Raw genomic sequence first — 22,093 nt, 5'->3', positions numbered from 1 at the left:
TAAATCTAAGGAATTGCATAATGAGTATATTTAGCATAAATGATAATTCCTCTTATGGTTCTATCATTTCACAAACAAAAGCAAATAAAGAAAATAAAACAAGTTCAAAAACAAATTTTGCAAATACTTTTGTTAAACAAAATACCAGTAAATTAATTGAAATTCAAAGTAATAATATTCAAACATTAGCACTCAATGAAGCAATATTAAATCAAAATAGTATTAAAAGCGATTCTCCTAATTATCATATATCAAGCGATTTTAAAAATTCTATTTATGCTTTAAAATATAGACAAGCTAATAATCCTGCTTCTATGGCTTATGGTTATAGTGTTGATTCTAGTGTGGCTATATGGGTAGTGATTTTAACAAAGCAGCGGGATTACCTGAAGATTTTAAGATACATAAATCTACTTTAGATGAGTTGTATAGAGTAGCTGAAAACAATCCTATTATTGCGGGCGAAAAAGAATATCTAGGCGTTTCAAATTACTATATAAACATAGATATGGCTGATACTATAAGACAATATTATAATATTTTTTCTAGTGCTTTAGATTAAAGTTTTCCAAATGATAAAATAAGCTTTAGTGAAGCAGATATTAATTCTATGCCAAAAGGTTATGCTATTGATGGATTTTATAATGGATATGGCATAGGCTTTCAACATTCAGACACAGTAAGAAATAACGATATACGCATTAAATTCTTGGCAGATTATTCTGATGTAAAAATTTCAAATGTATATAAAACATCAGAGCAATTTAATGAGGCGAATAATATTTATGATGATTCTTGGGGGTTAATAACAGGTATCAAGCCTGAAACTCTAGGACTATCTATGAAAGACTTAAACAACATCAATAAAGGCGATGAGCATGAATCCAAACCTGATATGCCTGTTTATCCAAAAAATGAAGATGGGGGTTATCCTAAAGAAGCTTTATTTATGAGTTTTTTAAAATCTCAAGAAGGGCGTATTTTATATAGCCCAAACACCACTTTAAACTTCAAAAGCACAAATGCATAATGCAGTTAGAGCAAAAGAAAGATTTGGAAGCCCAAGTATGTACTTGGATGATATAATGACAAAAAAAATCGATTTTCAGTCTTTGTTTAAGTATTATGCTGAAGAAAGTTTTCAAAACATACATCTTTATCTTTATGAACATGGAATTTCAAAAAATGAAGCAATGGGAAATTCTCAATTAGACTTCGACATGAAAAAATATTTTGCTAATGGTTGGAAACCACAAAGCAACACAATTAATTCTTATGTAAATTCTGTAATGGATAAATTAAATAATATTTTAAATCAAACTAGGGTGTAAAAAGTGGAGCGGGAAACGAGATTCGAACTCGCGACCCCAACCTTGGCAAGGTTGTGCTCTACCCCTGAGCTATTCCCGCATTATACAAAAGAAAGTGTGATTTTATCAAAAAAATACCTTATAGTCAAGTGATCACATCTAAAAAGTTGACTTTCACTATCTGTTTTACTTGTATTGCTCACAAGTCTTATAAAAACATAATGCATTTATCATAGTAGGTGCTATTTACCCACTTTAGCTCCTAAAGATAAAAAATGCTTTACTTTCAAAAAATAAGTTTTTATTCAATTGATAAACTACATTTTTACATACTTGCTAAAGTTTACAAATAGGAATATTTTTTGCTTATAGATGATAAATCACAAAAGGAGTTTTCATGCAAATAAATGATAAAAATAGTCCACTAGCCCTAAATAATATGACAAAAATCAAAGAAAAAAATGCCTCTTCAGATGAATTTCAAGCAACACTCAACGCACTTAAAGATAAAGAAGAAAAAGAGTATAAAAAAGATAACACCGATACTTTTAGTAATACAGATTTAAATATAGGTTCGATTTCTAAAGATTACAGTATATATGCTTGGGAAAAACTTCGCCAAAGCAAATACCAAAAAAATGAAGAAAATATCTTAAACAATCTTTTTAAAACTTTAGATAAAGCAAGAGCTTAAGAATTTAAATAGGGTAGGGTAATACCCTGTTTAAATTTTTAAAACTTTAACTTCTTGATCTTTTGTTAGTTTTGTATCATCAATTTGGGTAATTAAAATATGCGTATTTTCACATAAAGGTTTTAGCATACCTGATCCAAATTTAGCTTCACTTGGCTTAAAATAACCATGATTTAACTCACCAAATGCAAAATCATTTCTTTGACCTTTAAAATTTAACTCCTTGGTTAATTTTGCTCTATCAAATTCCAAAAGATTACCCACATAAAGCAGATGAAGTATATTTTTTGCAAAAATATGCGTTGAAACCAAAGAAGCCAAAGGATTTCCTGGTAAAGCTAAAAAAAGCATGTCTTTTTTACTATAAAGTTTTACATGTTTACAAAGCTTAGCATTTACTTTTTCAAAAATAGGACTAAAGTCACATTCAGATAAAGCCTGCTTGATAAAATCAGCCTCGCCCATACTAGCCCCACCACTACTTATGAGTATATCAAAATGTTTACCATCTAAAAGATTTTTATAAGCATTAAGATCATCTTTTACAAGTCCTAGGTACTCCACATCAGCATAATCTTGCAAAATAGCATAAATTCCAAAAGCGTTTGCATTATATATACTATATTCATCAGCTTTTTCCCAAGGCTCTACAAGTTCATCTCCACTTGAAAAAATTCCAACACGCATTTTTTTAACCACTTTTAACTCATAAATTCCTTGAGCAGCGAGCATAGCTATCATACCCGAAGTGATTTTTTCTCCTTTTTGAAACAAAAGCTCCCCAAGCTTTGCTTCTTCACCTTTAAAACGGATAGCGTTGTTTTCTTTAGCATTTTTGGCATTGAGTTTTTCATTTTCAAGTAAAGCTTCTTCAAACATCAAAACAGTATTTGCATTTTGAGGAATTTTAGCTCCTGTCATGATTTTATAACATTCATTTTCACCTAAAATATAAGTATTTTTATCACCCGCTAAAATACTTCCTTTGATTTTTAACATTTCGTTTTTAAAAGCATAATTTAATGCATACCCATCTAAAGCAGAGTTATCAAACGCAGGTAGATTTTTTTGAACAAAAATATCTTCATATAAAATACACCCTAAAGCTTGTGTTAAATTTACTTTTTCAAATTCATTTCTTGTTTTAATGTGTGTTTTTAAAAATTCTAAAGTTGCAAAAATATCTCTCATTCTTCAAGCCTTCTTATACTCGCCCCTAGCTTTTTAAATTTATCTTCTAAATTTTCATACCCTCTATCAAGATGATAAATTCTATGAATTTTACTAGTTCCTTTAGCTGCTAAAGCTGCTAAAATCAAAGCCGAAGACGCACGCAAATCAGTAGCCATTACATCAGCCCCTAAAAGTTCTTTGGTGACATTAATAGTTGCAATATGCCCATTTAATCTTATATCAGCTCCCATTCTTAAAAGCTCACTTACATGCATGAAACGGTTTTCAAAAAGCCTTTCATCGATGATACTTGTACCATTTGCTTTTAAAGCTAATGCCATGAATTGTGCTTGCATATCTGTTGGAAATCCCGGGTATTCGCTTGTTAAAATTTCCACCGGTTTGATTTCTTTTGCAGGGTTAATGCTAATACTATCTTCATTAATATCAAAACTAAAACCCATTTGCTCTAATTTTGCCAAAACTGCACTAAGATGACCTGCGTTGACTTTTTTAAGAGTGATTTTTGAGTTAGTGATAGCTCCTGCACACAGATAAGTTCCTGCTTCAATACGATCTGGTATAATTTCAAAAGGTTTAAATTCCAAAAGCTCTCCACTTGTACCATAAATTTCAAGCTCAGAAGAACCTATGCCTTGTATATCAAGTCCAGCTCTAGCTAAAACTTCGCAAAGTTGCACCACTTCAGGTTCTTTAGCTACATTTAAAATTCTAGTTTTACCATGAGCTAGGGCTGCTGCCATGATGATGTTTTCACTGCCTGTAACGGTGATTTTATCAAACATCACATCTGCACCACTTAATTTACCATTAGCTACAACATAGCCTTGTTTGATCTCGATATTTGCTCCCATTTTTTCTAAAGCTAAAAGATGTAAATCAATAGGGCGTTGACCTATAGCACAACCTCCGGGCAAGGAAACTTCACAATTTCCAAATCTAGCTAACAAAGGCCCTAAAGTAAGTATAGAAGCACGCATTTTGCGTACGATGTCGTATTTTGCTATGGTTTTGTTTAAATGATTTGTATTGATTGTTGCAAAATTATCTTTAAAGGTATAATTTGCTCCTAAATTTTCAAGCAAAGAAAGTAGGGTGCAAATATCTGCCACATTAGGTAAATTGGAAATTTGTACTTCATTTTTTGCTAAAATACTTGAAGCTATCAAAGGAAGTGCAGCATTTTTAGCACCACTAATTATCACTTCTCCATTAAGTTTTTCAACACCATCAATCTCTAAATAAGTCATCTTTTTCCTTAAAATATATACATATAAAGATATTATTTTACAATAAACATAATAAATATTAGTTTTTAATTGAAAATTTATGATAGAGTTTTATGGCATATTCTTATAAAAAGAATATGCTTTGATCTTAGTTTCTATCGTGAAGTTTTTTAGCTACTTCTGCAGCTAGTTTAAGCTTTTCGTTATCAAAATGGGTGTAAATCCTTGAAGTATTTAAACTCGCATGTCCTAATGCTTCTTGTACTAAAACTAGATCTTTTTGCTTTTTATAAAGTAGGGTGGCAAAAGTATGTCTTAGCATATGTGCGCCATTTTTTTGCTTGCGAATGCCAGCTTTAAATAAAATTTGCTCCACTATGCGTGAAATATAAGCTTGCGTAAGGGCTTTGCCGTTGCGGTTAACAAACAAAAGCCCATCTTGAGAAAGGTAGTTTACCCTCACATCTTTTAAAAGATGCTCTATCAACTCTTTTTTTATCATCACAACACGGTATTTATTGCCTTTTCCTCTAATACGTATAATATAAAGATCATTTTCCTCGCTAATATCTTTTAATTTAATATAAATAGCCTCACTTACACGAATTCCTGTGAAAATAATAATCTTAATAATCAAGCGATTGCGTATGGTGTTGTTTTTAAAATCTGTATTATCAATAGCATCTAAAAATTTACCAACTTCATCTTCACTCATATATTCAGGTAGCTTCACTCCTTTAGATCCGCTTATACCTGCCCAGTTTTTAAGATTGATGTCAAAAATATGCGCTTTATCATCTTCTTCATTTTGTTTATCTAAAAATGCAAAAAAATTAATCACCGCGATACGGTAATTTTTTTTACTCGCATCAGATAAAGAAGCACTAATGCTTGCTAAAACCTCGACTAGCAATTCCTCATCAATTTGCTTTAAAGAATAAAGCTTATAAAACATCAAATATTCATAAAGTTTTTTCAAGGGATTAAAATAAGTATTTACCCCGCTAAGTCCTGCATTTCTAGCTTTTTTCACATAAGCATCAAGCTCTTGTATGTTTTTTACGCCTTTACTAAGCGCTAGATTAACCATAGCTAGAGCCTGCGGATCTTTTAATTCTTTATTTGACAAAGAATTAAGCTTAAATTTTACATAGCGACTCAACCAAAATAAAAACGACTTTTCAAAACTATCTTCACAATCTAGCGGATATTTCATCACTCATTCTCCAAAGCCTTCAAGGTGGCAATTTTTGCGTGGATATATGCACTATCAAACAAGCTCTTAGAGCTTTCTTTTATAATTAAGCCAAGTTCAGTACAACCTAAAATAACCCCTTGTACTTGTGGAAATTGCTCGATTAAATCATGAAAATATTTTTTTGAATTTTCTTTTATCACACCCTTGCAAAGCTCATCAAAGATAATATCATTGATTTTAACCATATCATCTTCTTTAGGGGTAAACACCTCAATGCCTGATTGGATTAGCATTTCTTTATAAAATCGCTCTTTCATTGTGTATTTAGTACCAAGCAATAAAACCTTACTCACATTTTGCTCTTGAAGTTCTAAAAGCATAGCTTTAGTAATATGCAAAATAGGGGTTTGAATACGGCTTTGGATATCTTCATAACACCAATGCATTGTATTGGTACAAATAAGGATAAAATCAACGCCACATTTTTCCAAAAGTAGGGCATGATGGGTTAAAATTTCACTTGCTTTTTGCCAATCATTTTGGTTTTGGCACTCTTTAATCTCTTCAAAATCAACACTAGTTAAAACAATCTTAGCACTATGTAATTTACCTAATTGATGGTTTGTAATTTTATTAATAACCTCATAATAACTTAATGTGCTTTCATAGCTCATTCCGCCTATTAAACCTATGGTTTTCAAACTTTTTCCTTTAATATAAATATAAGCATTATAAAAAAATCTAACTTAAAAAATATCAAGCTATAATTATAAAAAAACAAAACTAGGAGCAAGACATGTTTTTTAAGAAAAAAACTCCACAAAAACCTACCAAACCAAACAAGACAACTAAGCAAGAAAGTATTTACAAGAATGACTTTAGTCAAGAAAAAAGATTGTATGAATTTAAAGAGAATATGAAAAAACTTTCACAAAATGAAAATAGTGCTATGATTTTAGCAAAGCAATTATCAAGGCTTATTCAAAAATCAAAATAAATACAATTTTTTTCACCGCTCATTCTAGATTGCATTTTTATTTTAATCATTCGCGCCTATTAGCTTAACCTAAACACTAAACCTTTTTTTGACTTTTATCTAAATAAAAATATTTTAATTTAAACTTAATATATATGTAAAATTATATGATAAATAGTAAAATCGTGAAATAATATATATTTTGTATTGAAAACTATAATTTTCAAACTTTTATATTTATCTACACTTCTATCCACATATCATCTTACAAAATACCTATAATATAGTATTTTAAAGTATTTTAACTTTTGCGTGATAAAAACTTATCCACAAAAAAATAAGTATAATTTTTTGAAAAATAATATAAGTAATTTTACACAAGAAGTTTGTAGGATAAAACATGAAATATATTTCAGGTAAATTTTAGTTTATTTTTACACTTAAAATAAATTGAAATAAAAACGAAGTAAATTAAAAGTCATAATTGAATTAAATATGATCTGAACTTTTAGGATAGTCAAAAAATACTACTTCCCCACTATGTTCTTTTAACTCTTTAAAATCTTGTATATCAAAACGCATACATAAAATAGCAGAAGTTGGAAAGCTTTCTAATTCTATATGGGCTAAATACTCACATAATTCTTGCAAGAAAGGATTATGCATAATTAGCACTACCCTACTCTCTTTAAGCTCTTTAATAAAATTTAAAATACAATCCACATCACCTTCATAAAAGCTTTTTTCTATGGTGACATCTTTTTCTTTCAGTGAGAAACATTTGCAAAACTTTTGCGCTGTTTTTATACTGCGTTTTGCTGGACTTGATATAATACTTTGTGCATTAAAATTCAAATCCTTAATTCTATAAATCATCGTTTTTAAATCATCTTTTCCATTAGAGCTAAGTTCTCTTTGTAGATCTTGTTCGTAGTTTTCTTTTTGAGCTTTTGCATGGCGGATAAAATAGATATATTTCATTTTATTACTCTTAATCTACCTAAAATATATCCGCATATAAATCCAAAAATATGTGCATACCAAGCCACATTTACCCCCATAAAAATAGGCACAAAACTCATTAATAATATCGCTACGATTAATCCTTTAGTGGCAGTTTTATCCAAATAAGCATAATAACCCATCAAAACACATATCGCACCACTTGCGCCCACTACATTCACAAAACTTCCATCAAAGCTTAAATACACATAAAAAACACTAAGTAGAGAGCAAAACACTCCACCTATTAGATAAAGTAAGATAAATTTAAAACTTCCTAAATATTTCTCCAACATCATTCCAAACTGAAAAAGCACTATCATATTTAAAATCAAATGTGTCCAGTTTCCGTGCATAAACATTGTGCTTAAAATTTGCCAATAAAACCCTTGATAGAAAAATAAATTTAAACCCAAAATAAGATCTAATTTCAATGATCCAAAATAAAGATAATTTACAAAAATAAATACAACAACATTTAAAGCGATTAAAAAAGAAGCTACCATCACCCTACTTTGTTTTTTATTAATTATAACAAAAAGCTATTTAAATTCTAGCTTACACATAAAATTCACACTAATAAGATACAATATCGGCAAAAAAACAAAAAATAAGGTTAAAAATGAAAAAATTAGCTTTAGCTTTTTTTATTAGTTTAAATACTCTTAATGCTGGTATTGTTATAGCACCCGATTCACTACCGGTTAATATCAAAAAATTCATCAAAGATTATTTTAATGCAGATATAGGCTTAGTAGAGCAAGATGGTCATTCGTATGAAATTTATCTTAGCGATGGTAGCGAAATCGAGTTTTCTTTAAATGGAGAATTTAAAGAAGCAGAAAATTTTAGGTCACTCAATTATGCGATTTTGCCTTTAGCTATACAAAATACCATTAAAAACATCTACCCTAATACCGCAATCATAGAAATAGAAAGAAAAATTTCTTATTATAAAATCAAACTCAACAATCAAATGAAACTTTATATAGATCACAACGGAACTATTTTAAGACAAAAATTTGATGATTAAAGCTTATTTGATTAGACTCAAATAAGCTAATTTTGAATTACTTTTCCAAAATGGCTTTAACTCTTCAAAACTCACAAATACTTCAACAACTCCAGTTGAATAAGGAGCTATTTCATAAGGTTCCCATATAAAATTAATACCATCTTCTCTTAATTCAAAAATTTCACTCATTTTAAATTCTTTAAGATCAAATAATTCTTTTACATCATATAAGCTTGTGATTTTTTGTTTCATCATTTCTTGAAAGTCTTCATTGTCTAGTTTTAATTCTTTTTTCAATCTAAGAAGTTTCATATCATCGATATTATATGTTTTTCTTATAATATGGGTCATACCATGAGCTCCGCCTTTATACTCATAAATATTTTTCCCCAAAGAAATCACATGCGCATCTTGGTAAAAAACAAAAGCTTGTGAAAAAAATTCATTACTAATATTTTCTTCTTTTTGCCATTTTTCTAAATTTTCTTTTGCTTTTTGCTTGAGTGAGTTTTGGTCTAAGTTTTCATTAAAATCATCTATAATTTGCATTAATTTCTTATCTGCACTTGAAAATTTCAGTATATCTTCACTAAAATCAAATTCTATGCTTTTATCGTTTTGAAGCTTCTTTTCTTTTTTAACTGAAACTTGATAAATTTTTGCTTTAGACTGTAAAGATAAAAAATCTAATTCTTTTTTCTCTTCGTTTATTTTACATAAAGCTTTAAATTTATTTTGGAAAGTATTTTTTAATGCACAAGTCCCAAAATCTGCTATATCAATATAATACTCACCATTTCTAGCACTACCCCAAAAACTATACTGCTTTTGCTTATTTTGTACTAAACCATAGCTAGTGTGAGTTTTTTTAGAGCTATATAAATAAATATCAAATTCTTTTCCTTTTAAAATGTCTAATTTAAAAATATTTTCATCGTATGCATATAAACTCGCACATAAACTTAATGCTGTGATGATTATCTTATTCATTTTCAACCTCTTGCACTCTTACAATTAAGCTTTTTGGAAGTTTAAAATACTCAATCCACTCTTGCTCTTTTTCTCTCATTTGACCTTGATCCACCTCATGATCATAGCCTTGCAAATGCAACATTGCATGGATAAACAACAATGCCATTTCTTCTTCGCTAGTATGTTTATATTCTTGAGCTTTTTTATCAACTTCGTCTAAATTTATCACTATACTACCTAGCAAATTTTCACAATTTTGCACCAACGGAAAAGACAACACATCTGTACTTTTATCAATCCCTCTTTGACTAAGATTAATCTCACGCATTGCATTTTCATTTACCAAAACAAGTTCTATATTTTGATCACTCATTTTTTGTGCAATTTTTTCAAGAAAAGAAATATCCATTTCCTCTTCACAAAAAATCATTATTATCCTTTTGGTTTTATAATTTCAAATTATATCAAATTTAAGGAAAAGTATGAAAAAAGCTCTTTGCGTTATTAGTGGAGGTATGGATAGCACCTTATGTGCGTATTTAGCTAAAAAAGAAGGGTATGAGATCATCGCCTTGCACTTAGACTACAACCAACGCACTATGAATAAAGAAAGAGAATGTTTTAATAAAATTTGTAAAGAATTAAATATTCAAACAAAATATATTTTAGATGTTTCTTTTATAGCTAGTATTGGCGGAAATTCTTTAACTGATTATGCTTTAGAAATCCCCAAAGAAAAATTACACGAAGTAGAAGTACCAAATACTTATGTGCCTTTTAGAAACGGTATCTTTTTATCAATTGCAGGCGCAATAGCTGAAAAAGAAAAATGTGAGAGTATTTTTATAGGCGTGGTACAAGAAGATAGCAGTGGCTACCCTGATTGTAGTGAAAAATTCATACAAAAAGCAAGCGAATTCATTAACGAGGGTACTACAAATTCTTGCAAGGTACAAATTAAAACCCCTTTAGTTCATCTTAATAAAAGTCAAATTGTTGCATTAGCATTAAAAGAAAATGTAGCCTTAGAGCACACTTGGTCTTGTTATGAAAAAGAAGATAAAGCTTGCGGAAAATGCGATAGTTGTTTATTAAGACTTAGAGGTTTCAAAGAAGCAAACGCCAAAGACCCTATCGTATATGAATAAGAATTTATTTTCATTTTATTTTCATAAGTATAATAAATATTTCAAATATTCAAGGAGAAAAAATGAAAAAATTATTTTTTAGTTCACTAGTTGCTGTTTCTATTTTAACAAGCGCTACTTTTGCAAAAGATTTTAGTTTAGACAAAGCGCACACGAGTGTAGCTTTTAAAATCAAACATCTACAAATTAGCAATGTAAATGGAAATTTTAAAGATTACGATGCAACGATTGATTTTGACAGTGCAAATTTTGAATTTAAAAAATTACAAGCAAATATAAAAGTTGCCTCTATTAACACTGAAAACAAAGCTAGAGATGCACATTTACAACAAGATGATTTTTTCAAAGCAAAAGCTCACCCAAATATCACTTTCACTATGAGTAAGTATGAAAAAATTTCCAATGAAAAAGGCAAAATGTATGGTGCATTAAACATTGCAGGTGTAAGTAAAGATATCGTTTTAGAAACCGAAATTGGTGGAGTTATAAAAACAGATAGCGGCAAAGAAAAAGCAGGTTTTACTCTACAAGGTCAAATCAAAAGAAGTGATTTTAATTTTGCTCCAGATACCACTAGTCTAACGTTAGGTGATGAAGTGCAAATTAATATTGAGGCAGAGATTAACGAAAAATAACACTAAAAAAGCATTTTACTAAAGTAAAATGCTTTTTGGATTATTTTGCTATCCAACCTTCTTTTTCCCAAACTTTTTGAGCTTCTTCACTTTGTGTAAATTGAATAAATTCAGCTACTTTTGGATTTTTAAGTCCTTTTTGAGTTGGAACTATTTCAGCTGCTCTATATATGATTGAGTTTTTATCTGCTTTAATAAAGCGATTTTCTTTTTCTCCCACTGCTTTAATCCAATGCGTCCAAATGATCAAGACATCGATGTTTTTATTATTTTTCCACTCATCAACAGCCACTTTAGAATTTTTTGCATAAACTTTTATATTTTTTCTTAGTTTTTCTAAATTTTCAATTTTTCCTGTTTTTAAAGCCATATCTTCATACAAACCAACCTGCCCTGCTCCATCAACCACCATAACATTCACGCCATCTTTTAAAAGATCTTCAAATTTTTTAATTTTTTTAGGATTATTTGCTCTTACAATCATACCAGAACCTCTAGCATTTAAAACCTGCACATCTTCGATTTTAATTTGTTTTGGCATTGCTTTAATAAAGCCATCCATCATAGAAGTATTACCTGAGTAAATAATATCCGCATCTTTTTTAGCTTGCTTGATCCATTTAGGAGTTGGCCCTGCATTAATAATTACTTTTTCTCCATTTTTTGCTTCAAATTCCTTAGCAAGTTCTTTTAAAACAGGAGCAGGACCACCTGGACCATAAACTAAAATTTCAGCATTTAACGCAGCTGCTGCAACTAAACTAACAAATAAAATTTTTTTCATTTTTTGACCTTATTAATAAAATAAAATCAAAAATATACCATATAATGTTTGATAGTTTTTAATCAAAAAGACTTATATTTTTTTCTTTATAAAGAAAATATTCTAAAAAGTCTTCTTTATTTTCCTTAATCAAGCAGTATTTAAAATCAAAGAATTTTTTTAATTCTTCTAAATTAGTATAAGAAAAATCGCAAAGCAAGGAATTTTTTAGCGCGGTTTTAAACCCCTTAAAACCTTGGAGTTTCTGTGCGATAAACTCAAAGTCTTTTTCATTTTCTACAAGTAAAATTACTCTAGAGCTACCACCAAAAGAACAAATTTGATTTTGAGAATTTAAAAAATACGCATCAAAAAGCTCTAGTTTTTTTTCATTAAAATGAAAAGATAGTTTTTGATTTTCTATCAAATCAATGAAACTAGCAAAAATATCCGCGTAAAAAAATGCAAATTTCAAATCTTTAAAATATAATTTTTTACAAAGTATACTTGTTTGAAATAAAGACTTAGCACCTAAAATTTCATAATCACAAGTCTTAAGAGCATGAAAATTTGATTTGAGTTTTAAGATAAATTGCTCATTGCTAGAGCAAAAAAATGTTCTTTCTTTAGCATTTTTTAAATTTTCAAAATCTACTAAAACATTAGAGCTTAAGACTTTAAAATTAAATGCTTTAGCAAATTTCAACTCCACATCATCACAATATACAAACTCACAAGATTTTTCTTCGCATAAAAATCTAAACAGTCTTAAGATAGCTTCTTCAAGATCATCAACTTGAAGATAAAACACATCCTCATCTTCAAGCTTTAATCTTTCTTCACTTACTATCACATAAGCACCAAGCTTTATAGCATAACTTGCTTGTTCTTGATTTTTAGCAAAAAAAGCACTTGCTTGTTTTACTTTATTTAAATCTATACTAAAATCATACACACTAGAGGTTGCACCATAGTTGACAACCTGTGCATTAATAAGCTCGCAAAAATTAGATATATTCATCTAGCCTATTAAAGCTCCATTTTCAATAAAACTTTGCGGACTAATTAAAACCAATTTTCCATCTTTTTCTGCACTTAAAATCATACCTTGGCTCTCGTGTCCAAAAATTTTAGCCTTTTTTAAATTAGTGATCACGCAAACTTGCTTACCAATCAACTCACTTGCCTTATAAAATTTAGCAATACCTGAAAGCACTTGTCTTAGTTCGCCATTTTCAAGCTCAAGTTGAAATTTTAAAAGTTTTTCACTTCCTTCGATATTTTGACAATCTTTTACCAAGGCTACCTTGATTTCGATTTTTTTAAAATCATCAATTTTAATCTGAGCTAAACTTGGTGTAGCTTCTTTTTTTTCTTCTTTTTTTTCTTCTTGCGTATATTCTACTTTTGGAAATAAAGCTTCACATGTACTAGATTTTAGATCGCATAATTGATAGTTTAAAATTAATTTTTGATAATTTTCATTTGAAATTTCAAAATTTAAAGCTTTTGCGATTTTTAACGCTGTTTTTGGCATAGCCGCATAAAGTAAAATAGCTACCTTTGCTAAAATATTAGCACATAGAGCTACCAAAGCATTAGCTTTTTGCGTTTGATTGTTTTTAATTAAATTCCAAGGCTCATACTTGCTAATACATAAATTTGCTAATGACAAGGCTTTAAAAAGCTCTTCTAGATAGCGATTTGGTTGAATACCCTCTAAAGCATTAATTGCATGATCTAAATACTTTTTACACTCATGTAACTCCTGAGTAAAATACAAACCCACATCTTTAGAATCAATCACATTTTGAGAATATTTAGCACTCATACCGATAATTCTATTTAATAAATTTCCAAGTTCATTACTTAGCTCCGCATTAATTCTAGTAATCAATGCTTTTTGTGAAAAATCCCCATCATTGCCAAAAGGAACTTCTCTAAGTAAAAAATACCTAAAAGCTTCTAAACCAAAAGTATCTGCCACTTCTTTAGGTGCTACCACATTGCCTTTAGATTTACTCATTTTTTCACCATCTTTAGTCCACCAACCATGTGCTGCAATAAATTGAGGTAAAGGAAGCTCCAAACTCATCAAAAATGCTGGCCAATACACCGCATGAAAACGCAAAATATCCTTACCTACAAAATGAATATGAGCAGGCCAAAGATCCATATTTTTTTCATCAAGTCCATAGCCCAAAGCACTCACATAATTCATCAAAGCATCAAGCCAAACATACACCACATGTTTTTCATCATTTAGTTCTTTTGGAAGTTTTACCCCCCATTCAAAACTTGTTCTTGTGATGGAAAGATCTTTTAATCCTCCTTCAACAAAGTGAATTAATTCATTGGCTTTATTTTTAGGTAAAATCGGCTCTTTTTCTTTATACCATTTAAGAATTTGATCTTGATATTTAGAAAGCTTGAAAAAGTAACTTTCTTCTTTCAGTAGTTGTGTTTTTTTGCCACAATCTGGACAATGACACTCATTTACAAGCTGAGTTTGAGTAAAATAACTCTCACAAGAAACGCAATAAAAACCCTCATACGTACCTTTATAAATATCACCTTTATCAAACATTTTTTTAAATGCTTTTTGCACACTTAATTTGTGGTTTTCATCTGTAGTTCTAATGAAATAATCATAAGAAATTTCAAACTCATCCCATAATTTTTTAAATTTAGTACTAATCTCATCTGCATATTCTTTAGGAGTGAAATTTCTAGCACTAGCAGCTTGTTCTATCTTTTGGCCATGCTCATCAGTTCCTGTAAGAAAAAAAGTTTTCTGACCTTGCAAGCGATAAAATCTCGCCAAAGTGTCAGCTATGATTGTAGTATAAGCATGGCCTATGTGTGCTACATCATTTACATAATATATAGGAGTAGTAATATAACGCATTTTTTACCTTTAAATTAAAAATCAAATCCACCTTCTTTGCCTTTAGACATGCTTTTATAAACAGCATCAATATACTCTTTTCTTAAAGCACATTCAAAAATCATAGAACAAGGCAAACAAGATTTTAAATTTTTTGCATTTTGACAAGTTACAAGTTCATTTTTTTTGACTTCTAAAGCTAGTTCAAATTCATCTTTTACTTCAGACATCAAAATCCTTTGTAAGCTTGTTTTAATTTTTCAATTTCATATTTTGAACCCAAAAAGCATGGTGTGCTTGCATGAATTTTATCAAATTCTAATTCCAGCAAAGAATCATTTACACCATTGGTAGAAAATCCCCCTGCTTTTTCAAATATAAACGCAAAAGGAAACACTTCAAAATAAGCTCTTAGTTTTCCATTGGGTGCATCGGTAGTTGCAGGATATGAAAACAAACCTCCACCTTTGAGTAAAATTTGATGTAAATCACTCACCATTGCACCTGAATATCTTAAACGATAACCCTCATCAAACAAAGCTTTGATGAAGTCTCTATGTGTACTAGACCAGTTTTTTTGTGTTCCACCACTTGCATTTAGCTTGCCCTTTTCGCTGAGTTTTAACTCTTTCACATACACAAATTCATTATTTTCATTAAGTCTATAAAGTTTAGGAGTATCTATGCAAACTATCAACTCTAAACGCACGCCATAAATCGCATAAACAGCCGCTTTTAAATTCTTAGCGCTCGCTTCATGCTCATAAATGGCAAAAATTGATCCTATAGCAAAATTTACATCAACCAAAGACGAACCATCTAACGGATCATAAGCTATGATGTATTTTTCATTTTCATTGATGAGTAATTGATCTTGTTTTTCTTCACTAATTAAGCTTTTAATACCTTTACTTTGTTTTAAAACACGAGTAATAATCTCATCACTTTTAACATCAAGCTTAAGCTGGTTATCTCCTGTGGCATTTTGAGAACTTGTATAATCAAAATCTTTTAAATATCTAAGCTCATGAGAAATTTCAATCACAGCCTTTTGTATATCATTGATAATCTCTTGCATTTTCACTCCTATACTTTTTTTGAATTATTTAATATAAAATCACAAATACCTTCTAAATCATCTAAACAAAGCCAAGTTAAATTTTCATTTTCTATCTTTTCATAACTTGCTATAGCATTAGAATAAGCAAAATAAGACTCATCAACCTCTTTACAAAATACACTAATTCTTGGCATATCTAAAGTCTTCAAACCCTCTATTAACAAAAAATCAAAATCATCTAATTTTGAAATCGCCTCTTCTAAAGTGCTTGGAGAATGTGTAAATAAAGTTGTTCTTGTAGGACTTAAAACCATCACATCTGCGCCACTTTGAAAAAATTTAAAACTATCTTTTTTAGCGATATCAAAACTTGCCTTGTCTTTTGGATCATGCTTAATAATACAAACTTTATAATTTTGACCCATCAAATGCTTAGCTACTTGAGTAATCAAAGTAGTTTTACCCGAATTGGAAGGACCACTAAAGGCCATTGCTAATCTTTTCACTATGTTTTCCTTAATATAAAGAAAATAAGTATAATTATATCTTTTTAAAAGTTAAAAGCTTATAATTATGAAAAAATTAGGAAAAATTATGAAAAAACTTTTTACAATTATATTGCTTGCTTTTGTTTTTAATGCATGCGCAAATAAAACTCAAGAACAAAGCACGGTGAATTTAAAAAGCCAAACACTCATGTATGCGCAAAAAATCAACTTTAACTATAAAAACAACAGAACAGTGGCTTTGCTTAGTTATTTAAACCCTGTTCTTGATGAAAAAAGTCAAAAAGAAGTTTTTGTGTTAAGCTTTTTACCAAGCATTCATATCAATCAAGATCAAATTTCTATTTTAATTAATGGAGAAAAAACCACAATAAGCGCTTTAAAACCTAATGATGAATTATTTAAGTATATCATCAAAAGTGATTATGCAAGTTATTACAAAATCACCCTTGATGAATTAATTCAAAAACCTATTTTGCAGGTTTATTCGTGTTTTGAGAATCAGTGTTTTGAATCAAAGTTTCAAAAAATTTCGAAATCGGTGTATTATCGTTCAGAAGATGTAAATACACAATATAATTAGCTAAAACTTTTTTAGCATACGCCCTACTTTCAGCATAAGGAACGAGTTCCATAGATAAAAATGGCTCGTACTTTCCTGCTCTAAACATATCATCTCTTTTTAACATTCTCGTGGTAAAACCTATACCTCCATTATACGCATATGCTACAAAAACCGGAGAATTAAGTTTGGATTCTAAATAATCTAAATGATGGTTTGCAAAAGTATAAGCTGTTTTTGGTTCAAAAAGCATATCTTGATCAAAATTTGGAATTTGCAATTCTTTATTACCTATATGGTTAGCTAAAAATGGGATAAACTGCATTATACCCAAAGCATAAGAAGTAGAAATTGCTGTTGGTATAAAACGACTTTCTTGTCTAGCTAAAGCCAAAATCATCGCTTGTCTTTGGGTTGAATACGCTTTTAAGTATTCAAAATAAGGCATGATAAAATAATGCTTTGAAAAATTTTCCGCTCTTTCTTTAATATACGCATAAATAGCGATATTGTCTTTAGTATAAAAGTCTTTAGCAAGCTTATTTAATTCTTCTGGAGTGCCTTTTGCGACTTCTTTTGCTAGTTTTTGCCAAACAAAAGGATCTTTCATATCAAAGTCATTTTTTTGCTTTTTAGGATTTAATTTTTCTATTTTAGGTAAAGGCATTCCTTTGAGTTCTCTTGCATAAAGAGTATAAATATTTAGCGAATCACTTTTTACAAGCTCATCAAGGTATTTTTTATCTTGAGTAATCAAATACAACCAAAAAACCGCATTATCTATCAATGGTCTGCTTTTAAAAGTATCTCTTGCAACTTGAAAAAATTCTAATGCTTTTTGATCATCATTTTCTAAAATAGCATTCACACCTAGATAAAATGCATTATCCTGAAAACTTAAATTCGCATCCACATTAACTAAAGATTTTCTAATCAAAGGGCTTTTTTTCTTAATGATAATTTCTTTTACAAAATTTGTAAATTCTTTCTCTTTGGCCAATTCATTGACAAAATCTTTTTCCAAGAAAAAGTCTTTTTTATCTTTTGTAAAGTCATAAATTTTGTAAAAATTAGCACTATCATAGTTTAAAATCGCATAGTTTAAAGGATCTTTTGCATCAAAAGCCTCTAAAAGTTTTGCTAAATTAGGATTATCTTGTGGAATATTTTTTTTCATTGCATTGCGTATTGTGCTATTTAGATCTTGTATAAAGGTTAGACTATTTAATCTTACAAGCTGACATGTTGTATTAGCATCTAAGATATTTTGAGTGTTAAATTTATAACAAGCTTCGTATTCTTTATTATACCCCAAAGGTGGCACAATAGCTTCAATAGCATTTTTAATACGCCCAGCATAACGATAAATATGCTCCTTTAAGCCTTCAACTTCATCTTTTTTAAATTCATTTTTTTCCAACAAACGATATAAATAATAATCCTTAGCCAAAGAGTTGGGTTTTTGCTCTAATTCTTCATATGAATACATCGCACAATTAGCATAAACCGCTCCAGCTAGTAATAAAATCACACTTTTTTTAAACACTTATAAACTTCCTAAAATTAAATTTGATAAAAATATTTGAATAAATTTTAACCCCAAAATAATAATCAAGGGTGCTAAATCAATACTTCCTATTCTAGTTGGGATAAACCTTCTTACAAAAGTATAAGCAGGTTCTGTCAAACGATATAAAATTTGTACAATAGGATTATATGGGTCAGGTCTTACCCAAGAAATCAATGCTGCAATAACTATAACCCACACATAAATTTCAATTACCAAAGAAAAAATTTGCACCAAAGATACAATCAAACTTGTTCCAATTCCCATTTTACTCCTTTATGATTTCTTTAACAAATGGCTTAATTAAGGTATAAATTTCGCTCATTTCAGGCCCATGGGTAACCCCTGTTAGCACTAAACGCAAGGGCATAAAGAAATTTTTACCTTTTAGTTTTGTTTTTTCCATTAAAATCTTTTTAAACTCTTCATAGCTTTGTGGCAAATCCAAATCTTTTAAAACCTCCTTGATTAAACCACATTCGTTTTCAAATTCATGGTAATTTTTACTTGCGAAAATAGCTTGAATTTTTTCTTTGATTTCATTTAGTGTGCTAGCTTCTTGAGTATAAAATTTCGCAAGCTCTGCTACATCTTTGTCTAAATTAAGCATAGTATTTAACTGTGTATTATCTAACATTTTAATATGCTCACGGTTAATTTGCATTAAACGCTTTGTGTCAAATCTTGCTGGAGATTTTGAAACTTTTTTCAAATCAAACCATTCTATAGCCTCTTCCAAAGTAAAAATTTCTTTTGGAGTTTTATTACCCAAAAGGATCAAATAATTTGCAATAGCACTTGCAAGATAACCATGATCAAGCATCCACTTAACACTAGAATGCGCTTCTCTTTTGCTCATTTTAACGCCCTCTTCATTTAAAATGATAGGCAAATGTGCATATGTCATGCTTTTATCATAACCCAAACTAGCTCTAATATGCTCTTGTTTAGGAGTATTTGAAACATGATCTTCCCCTCTTATAATACAACTTACATCTTCAAGCATATCATCAACCGCACAAGCAAAATTATAAGTTGGGGTTTTATCTGCTCTCATAATCACAAAACTATCAATATCTTCAGGATTAAAGCTAATCTCACCTTTAATATAATCAGTAAATCGCATTTGTGATTGTGGTTTTTTAAGGCGAATTACAAAAGGTTTTTCACAATTTAATACATCAATATCTGCAAGTTTTTCGCATGTGCCATCGTATCTGTAAGCTTGATTTTTATTTTTAGCTAGTTCTTTTTTATGGGCTAACTCATCTTCTGTACAAAAACACGCGAACGCTTTTTTTTCACTCACTAATTTTAAAGCCATTTGACGATGAAATTTTAAATTCTCACTTTGCACATAATAATGCTGCCAAGCTATGCCAAATTCTTTTAAAATTGCTTTTATTTCTTCTTCTTTTCCGGCAATATTTCTAGCATTATCTGTATCTTCAATACGTAAAATAAAATCTGTATTTTCTTGTCGTGCTTTAATGTAATTAAACAAAGCAGCTCTTAAATTTCCAATATGCATATCTCCAGTAGGCGATGGTGCAAACCTATACATTATCTATCCTTTAAAACTTTTTTATCATTATACAATTAAATACTTGCTATTTTTTTTAAAAAAACAAAGTTCACACAAAATTCACTTAATATTATTATGATTTCACAAACAATTCAATTTAAAGGATAAAAAATGAAATTAAAAATAGCTTTAACAACATTAGCCCTAGCAAGTTGTGTTTTTGCTAAAGATATTGTTGTAGGTGTTAACGCTCTACCAGCAAACTCTAAAAACTTCATACAAAAACACTTTACAGGCTCTAATATCGCTTTAGTAAAACAAGATATTGATAGTTTTGATGTATACCTTGATAATGGCACAGAACTTGAGTTTTTCACAAATGGTGATTGGAAAGAAATTGATGCAAAATATAGACCAATTGACACATCATTTTTAAGTCCAAATGTTTTAGCAACAATTAAAAAAATGCACCCAAACGCAAGCGTAATCAAAGTTGAGAAAGAAATTCAAGGTTATAAATTTAAACTCAACAATATGATGGAAATTTATACTGATATGAATGGAAATTTCTTAGGACAAAAATTTGATGATTAATAAAACTAAAGACTAAGCAAAACTTAGTCTAGTTTTTATAAGAGCTTAAAGCAAGCTCTTGTATATCATGGTTTGCAATTCTCTCATAAGTGAAGCCTTTTTTCTCTAAAAAATCAAGTAAAATTTTCTCCATTTTTTCTAAAGCAGCCAAGACTTCTTTGGAAAGCTCAAAACTTAAGGGTTCTATACGTTTTGGCACACAAGCTAAAATTTGAGTTTTAGGCAAGTCCCCCATAAGCTCCATATACTGTAAAGTTTGTAGCATTTCAACTTCATGCGCACTACCACTCCAATTTACTTTTTTTGGCATTGCATCATAAGGAAAGAAAAATATATCTCCGATTTTAGCATCATCTGCTGCTATACAATCAATCACAACCATTTCATCATAATCAGCGATGATATAACTAAGTTGTAAAGCCAATGTTCCACCATCTACAAAACTTACCGAATCCTTTTCATGATAAAATCTGTAGTTTTTTTCTAAAAGTTTGCAAAGATGAACGCCTAAGCCCTCATCTGCAAACATGATATTACCAATGCCTAAAACTAAAAGTTTCAATGATTTTCTCTTACAAATTTATAACCACTAAAGATAGCATCTAAAGCACCATCTTTACCTTTAACCGAGTTAAATACAGCCATATAAATATGCACTGGCACAAAAATCAACACAACCCACATTAAAATTCTATGATAGGTTCTAACATCAGCTAAACCACCCAACATTACTTCAACAGGTCTTAAAATGTCATATAAAAATCCACCCAAACCCTCATGATACACATGCATATAAAGAATCAAACCGGTTAAAATCAGCCCAAACATTACAAGATAAAAGAAAAAGTAAGTCGCAAATTGCAAAGGATTATACACGCCTTGTAAATGAGGATGTTTTCCTAAGAAAATATAAAATTTAATTTGCTCTATCCATAATTTTACATTAAAAATATCTTTAATACTTCTTCTTTCATTTGCACTTTTTGGATCAAAAAAGAACAAATACGTCTTAAAAAGCACACAAGCTATCATAATAAAACCAAAAATTTGGTGCACCATACGGTATTTTGCTTGCATGAATAAAGTTGGCTCAGATGAAATAGAAGGAGCTTGAAACACATAAGAAATGTAATATCCAGTTCCCACTAAAATCACGATCGCAATCGCTCTTAACCAATGCGTAAAACGAAGACCGATGCTAAATTCATACTCGGCCTTTCTATTTGATTTTAAGGAATGTTTAGAATCCATACTAA

26 protein-coding genes, 1 tRNA gene and 1 pseudogene are annotated in these 22,093 nt (G+C 29.8%); 8 read left to right on the top strand and 20 right to left on the bottom strand.

The features are described 5' to 3' along the window. The first annotated feature begins 20 nt into the window (after positions 1-20). A pseudogene (locus A0083_RS04020) lies at positions 21-1,331 on the top strand (Cj0814 family flagellar-dependent secreted protein). Positions 1,332-1,335: 4 nt separating this feature from the next. On the opposite strand, the gene A0083_RS04015 reads toward A0083_RS04020, so the two are convergent. Beyond that, a tRNA-Gly gene (locus A0083_RS04015) sits at positions 1,336-1,410 on the bottom strand. Positions 1,411-1,707: 297 nt separating this feature from the next. Here A0083_RS04015 and A0083_RS04010 point away from each other — a divergent pair. Further along, positions 1,708-2,004 carry a hypothetical protein gene (locus A0083_RS04010; RefSeq protein WP_120759013.1) on the top strand — a complete coding sequence of 99 codons (297 nt, stop codon included), beginning with the start codon at positions 1,708-1,710 and terminating at the stop codon, positions 2,002-2,004. Positions 2,005-2,034: 30 nt separating this feature from the next. On the opposite strand, the gene A0083_RS04005 is transcribed toward A0083_RS04010, so the two are convergent. The 4 genes from A0083_RS04005 to A0083_RS03990 form a co-directional block, all read right to left on the bottom strand. Then, the gene (locus A0083_RS04005) at positions 2,035-3,195 is read right to left on the bottom strand and encodes a molybdopterin molybdotransferase MoeA (protein ID WP_197554446.1); all 1,161 of its coding nucleotides are present in this window, start codon (positions 3,193-3,195) and stop codon (positions 2,035-2,037) included. Then, positions 3,192-4,448: a UDP-N-acetylglucosamine 1-carboxyvinyltransferase gene (gene murA, locus A0083_RS04000; protein WP_197554443.1), complete on the bottom strand. Its 1,257-nt coding sequence runs from the start codon at positions 4,446-4,448 to the stop codon at positions 3,192-3,194. The genes A0083_RS04005 and murA overlap by 4 nt, the downstream gene beginning before the upstream one ends. Positions 4,449-4,575: 127 nt before the next feature. Next, the gene (locus tag A0083_RS03995) at positions 4,576-5,643 is read right to left on the bottom strand and encodes a tyrosine-type recombinase/integrase (protein WP_197554440.1); all 1,068 of its coding nucleotides are present in this window, start codon (positions 5,641-5,643) and stop codon (positions 4,576-4,578) included. Then, positions 5,643-6,326: an aspartate/glutamate racemase family protein gene (locus tag A0083_RS03990; protein ID WP_039663601.1), complete on the bottom strand. Its 684-nt coding sequence runs from the start codon at positions 6,324-6,326 to the stop codon at positions 5,643-5,645. The genes A0083_RS03995 and A0083_RS03990 overlap by 1 nt, the downstream gene beginning before the upstream one ends. A 95-nt stretch (positions 6,327-6,421) precedes the next feature. Here A0083_RS03990 and A0083_RS03985 point away from each other — a divergent pair, with 95 nt between their 5' ends. After that, on the top strand, positions 6,422-6,622 hold the full coding sequence (locus A0083_RS03985; protein ID WP_039663598.1) for a hypothetical protein: 201 nt from the start codon (positions 6,422-6,424) through the stop codon (positions 6,620-6,622). A gap of 468 nt (positions 6,623-7,090) precedes the next feature. Here A0083_RS03985 and A0083_RS03980 read toward each other — a convergent pair whose 3' ends face one another. Together A0083_RS03980 and A0083_RS03975 are read right to left on the bottom strand one after the other, a co-directional pair. Next, entirely contained in the window at positions 7,091-7,582 is a 492-nt protein-coding gene (locus A0083_RS03980) for a SixA phosphatase family protein (protein ID WP_197554437.1), read from the bottom strand. Beyond that, positions 7,579-8,109: a rhomboid family intramembrane serine protease gene (locus A0083_RS03975; RefSeq protein WP_120759005.1), complete on the bottom strand. Its 531-nt coding sequence runs from the start codon at positions 8,107-8,109 to the stop codon at positions 7,579-7,581. Before A0083_RS03975 ends, A0083_RS03980 begins: the two co-directional genes overlap by 4 nt. A 116-nt stretch (positions 8,110-8,225) precedes the next feature. On the opposite strand from A0083_RS03975, the gene A0083_RS03970 reads away from it, so the two are divergent. Beyond that, positions 8,226-8,636 carry a PepSY-like domain-containing protein gene (locus A0083_RS03970; RefSeq protein ID WP_039663590.1) on the top strand — a complete coding sequence of 137 codons (411 nt, stop codon included), beginning with the start codon at positions 8,226-8,228 and terminating at the stop codon, positions 8,634-8,636. Positions 8,637-8,639: 3 nt separating this feature from the next. Here the strand turns inward: A0083_RS03970 and A0083_RS03965 are convergent, their stop codons facing one another. Next, positions 8,640-9,608: a DUF3298 and DUF4163 domain-containing protein gene (locus A0083_RS03965; protein ID WP_197554434.1), complete on the bottom strand. Its 969-nt coding sequence runs from the start codon at positions 9,606-9,608 to the stop codon at positions 8,640-8,642. After that, positions 9,601-10,020 (bottom strand): rRNA maturation RNase YbeY, encoded by a 420-nt coding sequence (gene ybeY, locus A0083_RS03960; protein WP_120758999.1) that lies wholly within the window; start codon positions 10,018-10,020, stop codon positions 9,601-9,603. The genes A0083_RS03965 and ybeY overlap by 8 nt, the downstream gene beginning before the upstream one ends. Positions 10,021-10,072: 52 nt before the next feature. Between ybeY and queC the strand changes: the two genes are divergently transcribed. After that, the gene (gene queC / locus A0083_RS03955) at positions 10,073-10,738 is read left to right on the top strand and encodes a 7-cyano-7-deazaguanine synthase QueC (RefSeq protein WP_197554431.1); all 666 of its coding nucleotides are present in this window, start codon (positions 10,073-10,075) and stop codon (positions 10,736-10,738) included. A gap of 62 nt (positions 10,739-10,800) precedes the next feature. Beyond that, positions 10,801-11,373: a YceI family protein gene (locus tag A0083_RS03950; RefSeq protein ID WP_197554428.1), complete on the top strand. Its 573-nt coding sequence runs from the start codon at positions 10,801-10,803 to the stop codon at positions 11,371-11,373. A 40-nt stretch (positions 11,374-11,413) separates the two neighbouring features. Here A0083_RS03950 and A0083_RS03945 read toward each other — a convergent pair whose 3' ends face one another. The 6 genes from A0083_RS03945 to mobB are packed head-to-tail and all read right to left on the bottom strand — an operon-like array spanning position 11,414 to position 16,589. Next, positions 11,414-12,157, bottom strand: coding sequence for a substrate-binding domain-containing protein (locus tag A0083_RS03945; RefSeq protein ID WP_197554425.1), 744 nt, complete (start codon positions 12,155-12,157; stop codon positions 11,414-11,416). Between the two features lie 58 nt (positions 12,158-12,215). After that, positions 12,216-13,157: a hypothetical protein gene (locus tag A0083_RS03940; protein ID WP_197554422.1), complete on the bottom strand. Its 942-nt coding sequence runs from the start codon at positions 13,155-13,157 to the stop codon at positions 12,216-12,218. Next, positions 13,158-15,044, bottom strand: coding sequence for a methionine--tRNA ligase (gene metG / locus A0083_RS03935; RefSeq protein ID WP_197554419.1), 1,887 nt, complete (start codon positions 15,042-15,044; stop codon positions 13,158-13,160). It lies immediately after the preceding gene. A gap of 14 nt (positions 15,045-15,058) precedes the next feature. Then, on the bottom strand, positions 15,059-15,253 hold the full coding sequence (locus A0083_RS03930; protein WP_120758988.1) for a hypothetical protein: 195 nt from the start codon (positions 15,251-15,253) through the stop codon (positions 15,059-15,061). Then, positions 15,253-16,101, bottom strand: a complete 849-nt coding sequence (locus A0083_RS03925; protein WP_197554416.1) for a class 1 fructose-bisphosphatase — start codon at positions 16,099-16,101, stop codon at positions 15,253-15,255. Before A0083_RS03925 ends, A0083_RS03930 begins: the two co-directional genes overlap by 1 nt. A gap of 8 nt (positions 16,102-16,109) precedes the next feature. Then, a complete protein-coding gene (mobB, locus tag A0083_RS03920) occupies positions 16,110-16,589 on the bottom strand; it encodes a molybdopterin-guanine dinucleotide biosynthesis protein B (protein ID WP_039663570.1) in 480 nt (159 codons plus the stop codon). A gap of 88 nt (positions 16,590-16,677) precedes the next feature. Here mobB and A0083_RS03915 point away from each other — a divergent pair, with 88 nt between their 5' ends. After that, positions 16,678-17,172 (top strand): hypothetical protein, encoded by a 495-nt coding sequence (locus A0083_RS03915; protein WP_143297917.1) that lies wholly within the window; start codon positions 16,678-16,680, stop codon positions 17,170-17,172. On the opposite strand, the gene A0083_RS03910 is transcribed toward A0083_RS03915, so the two are convergent. From A0083_RS03910 to gltX, 3 genes are read right to left on the bottom strand one after another with little or no spacing between them, the layout of a single operon-like run. Further along, positions 17,060-18,640 carry a lytic transglycosylase domain-containing protein gene (locus A0083_RS03910; protein WP_197554539.1) on the bottom strand — a complete coding sequence of 527 codons (1,581 nt, stop codon included), beginning with the start codon at positions 18,638-18,640 and terminating at the stop codon, positions 17,060-17,062. The genes A0083_RS03915 and A0083_RS03910 overlap by 113 nt on opposite strands. 57 nt (positions 18,641-18,697) lie before the next feature. Next, on the bottom strand, positions 18,698-18,985 hold the full coding sequence (locus A0083_RS03905; protein ID WP_120758983.1) for a YggT family protein: 288 nt from the start codon (positions 18,983-18,985) through the stop codon (positions 18,698-18,700). A 1-nt stretch (position 18,986) separates the two neighbouring features. Then, complete coding sequence (gene gltX, locus A0083_RS03900; protein WP_197554413.1) at positions 18,987-20,282, bottom strand: glutamate--tRNA ligase; 1,296 nt, start codon at positions 20,280-20,282, stop codon at positions 18,987-18,989. 132 nt (positions 20,283-20,414) lie between these two features. Here gltX and A0083_RS03895 point away from each other — a divergent pair, with 132 nt between their 5' ends. Next, positions 20,415-20,837 carry a PepSY-like domain-containing protein gene (locus tag A0083_RS03895; RefSeq protein ID WP_120758979.1) on the top strand — a complete coding sequence of 141 codons (423 nt, stop codon included), beginning with the start codon at positions 20,415-20,417 and terminating at the stop codon, positions 20,835-20,837. Between the two features lie 28 nt (positions 20,838-20,865). Here the strand turns inward: A0083_RS03895 and A0083_RS03890 are convergent, their stop codons facing one another. After that, entirely contained in the window at positions 20,866-21,399 is a 534-nt protein-coding gene (locus tag A0083_RS03890) for a HyaD/HybD family hydrogenase maturation endopeptidase (RefSeq protein ID WP_197554410.1), read from the bottom strand. Further along, complete coding sequence (gene cybH / locus A0083_RS03885) at positions 21,396-22,088, bottom strand: Ni/Fe-hydrogenase, b-type cytochrome subunit (protein ID WP_197554407.1); 693 nt, start codon at positions 22,086-22,088, stop codon at positions 21,396-21,398. Before cybH ends, A0083_RS03890 begins: the two co-directional genes overlap by 4 nt. Positions 22,089-22,093 lie beyond the last annotated feature (5 nt).

Origin of the sequence: Campylobacter sp. 2014D-0216, assembly GCF_014931215.1 — a bacterium.
Lineage (GTDB): Bacteria > Campylobacterota > Campylobacteria > Campylobacterales > Campylobacteraceae > Campylobacter_D.
This window is presented reverse-complemented; position numbering and strand designations above follow the sequence as displayed.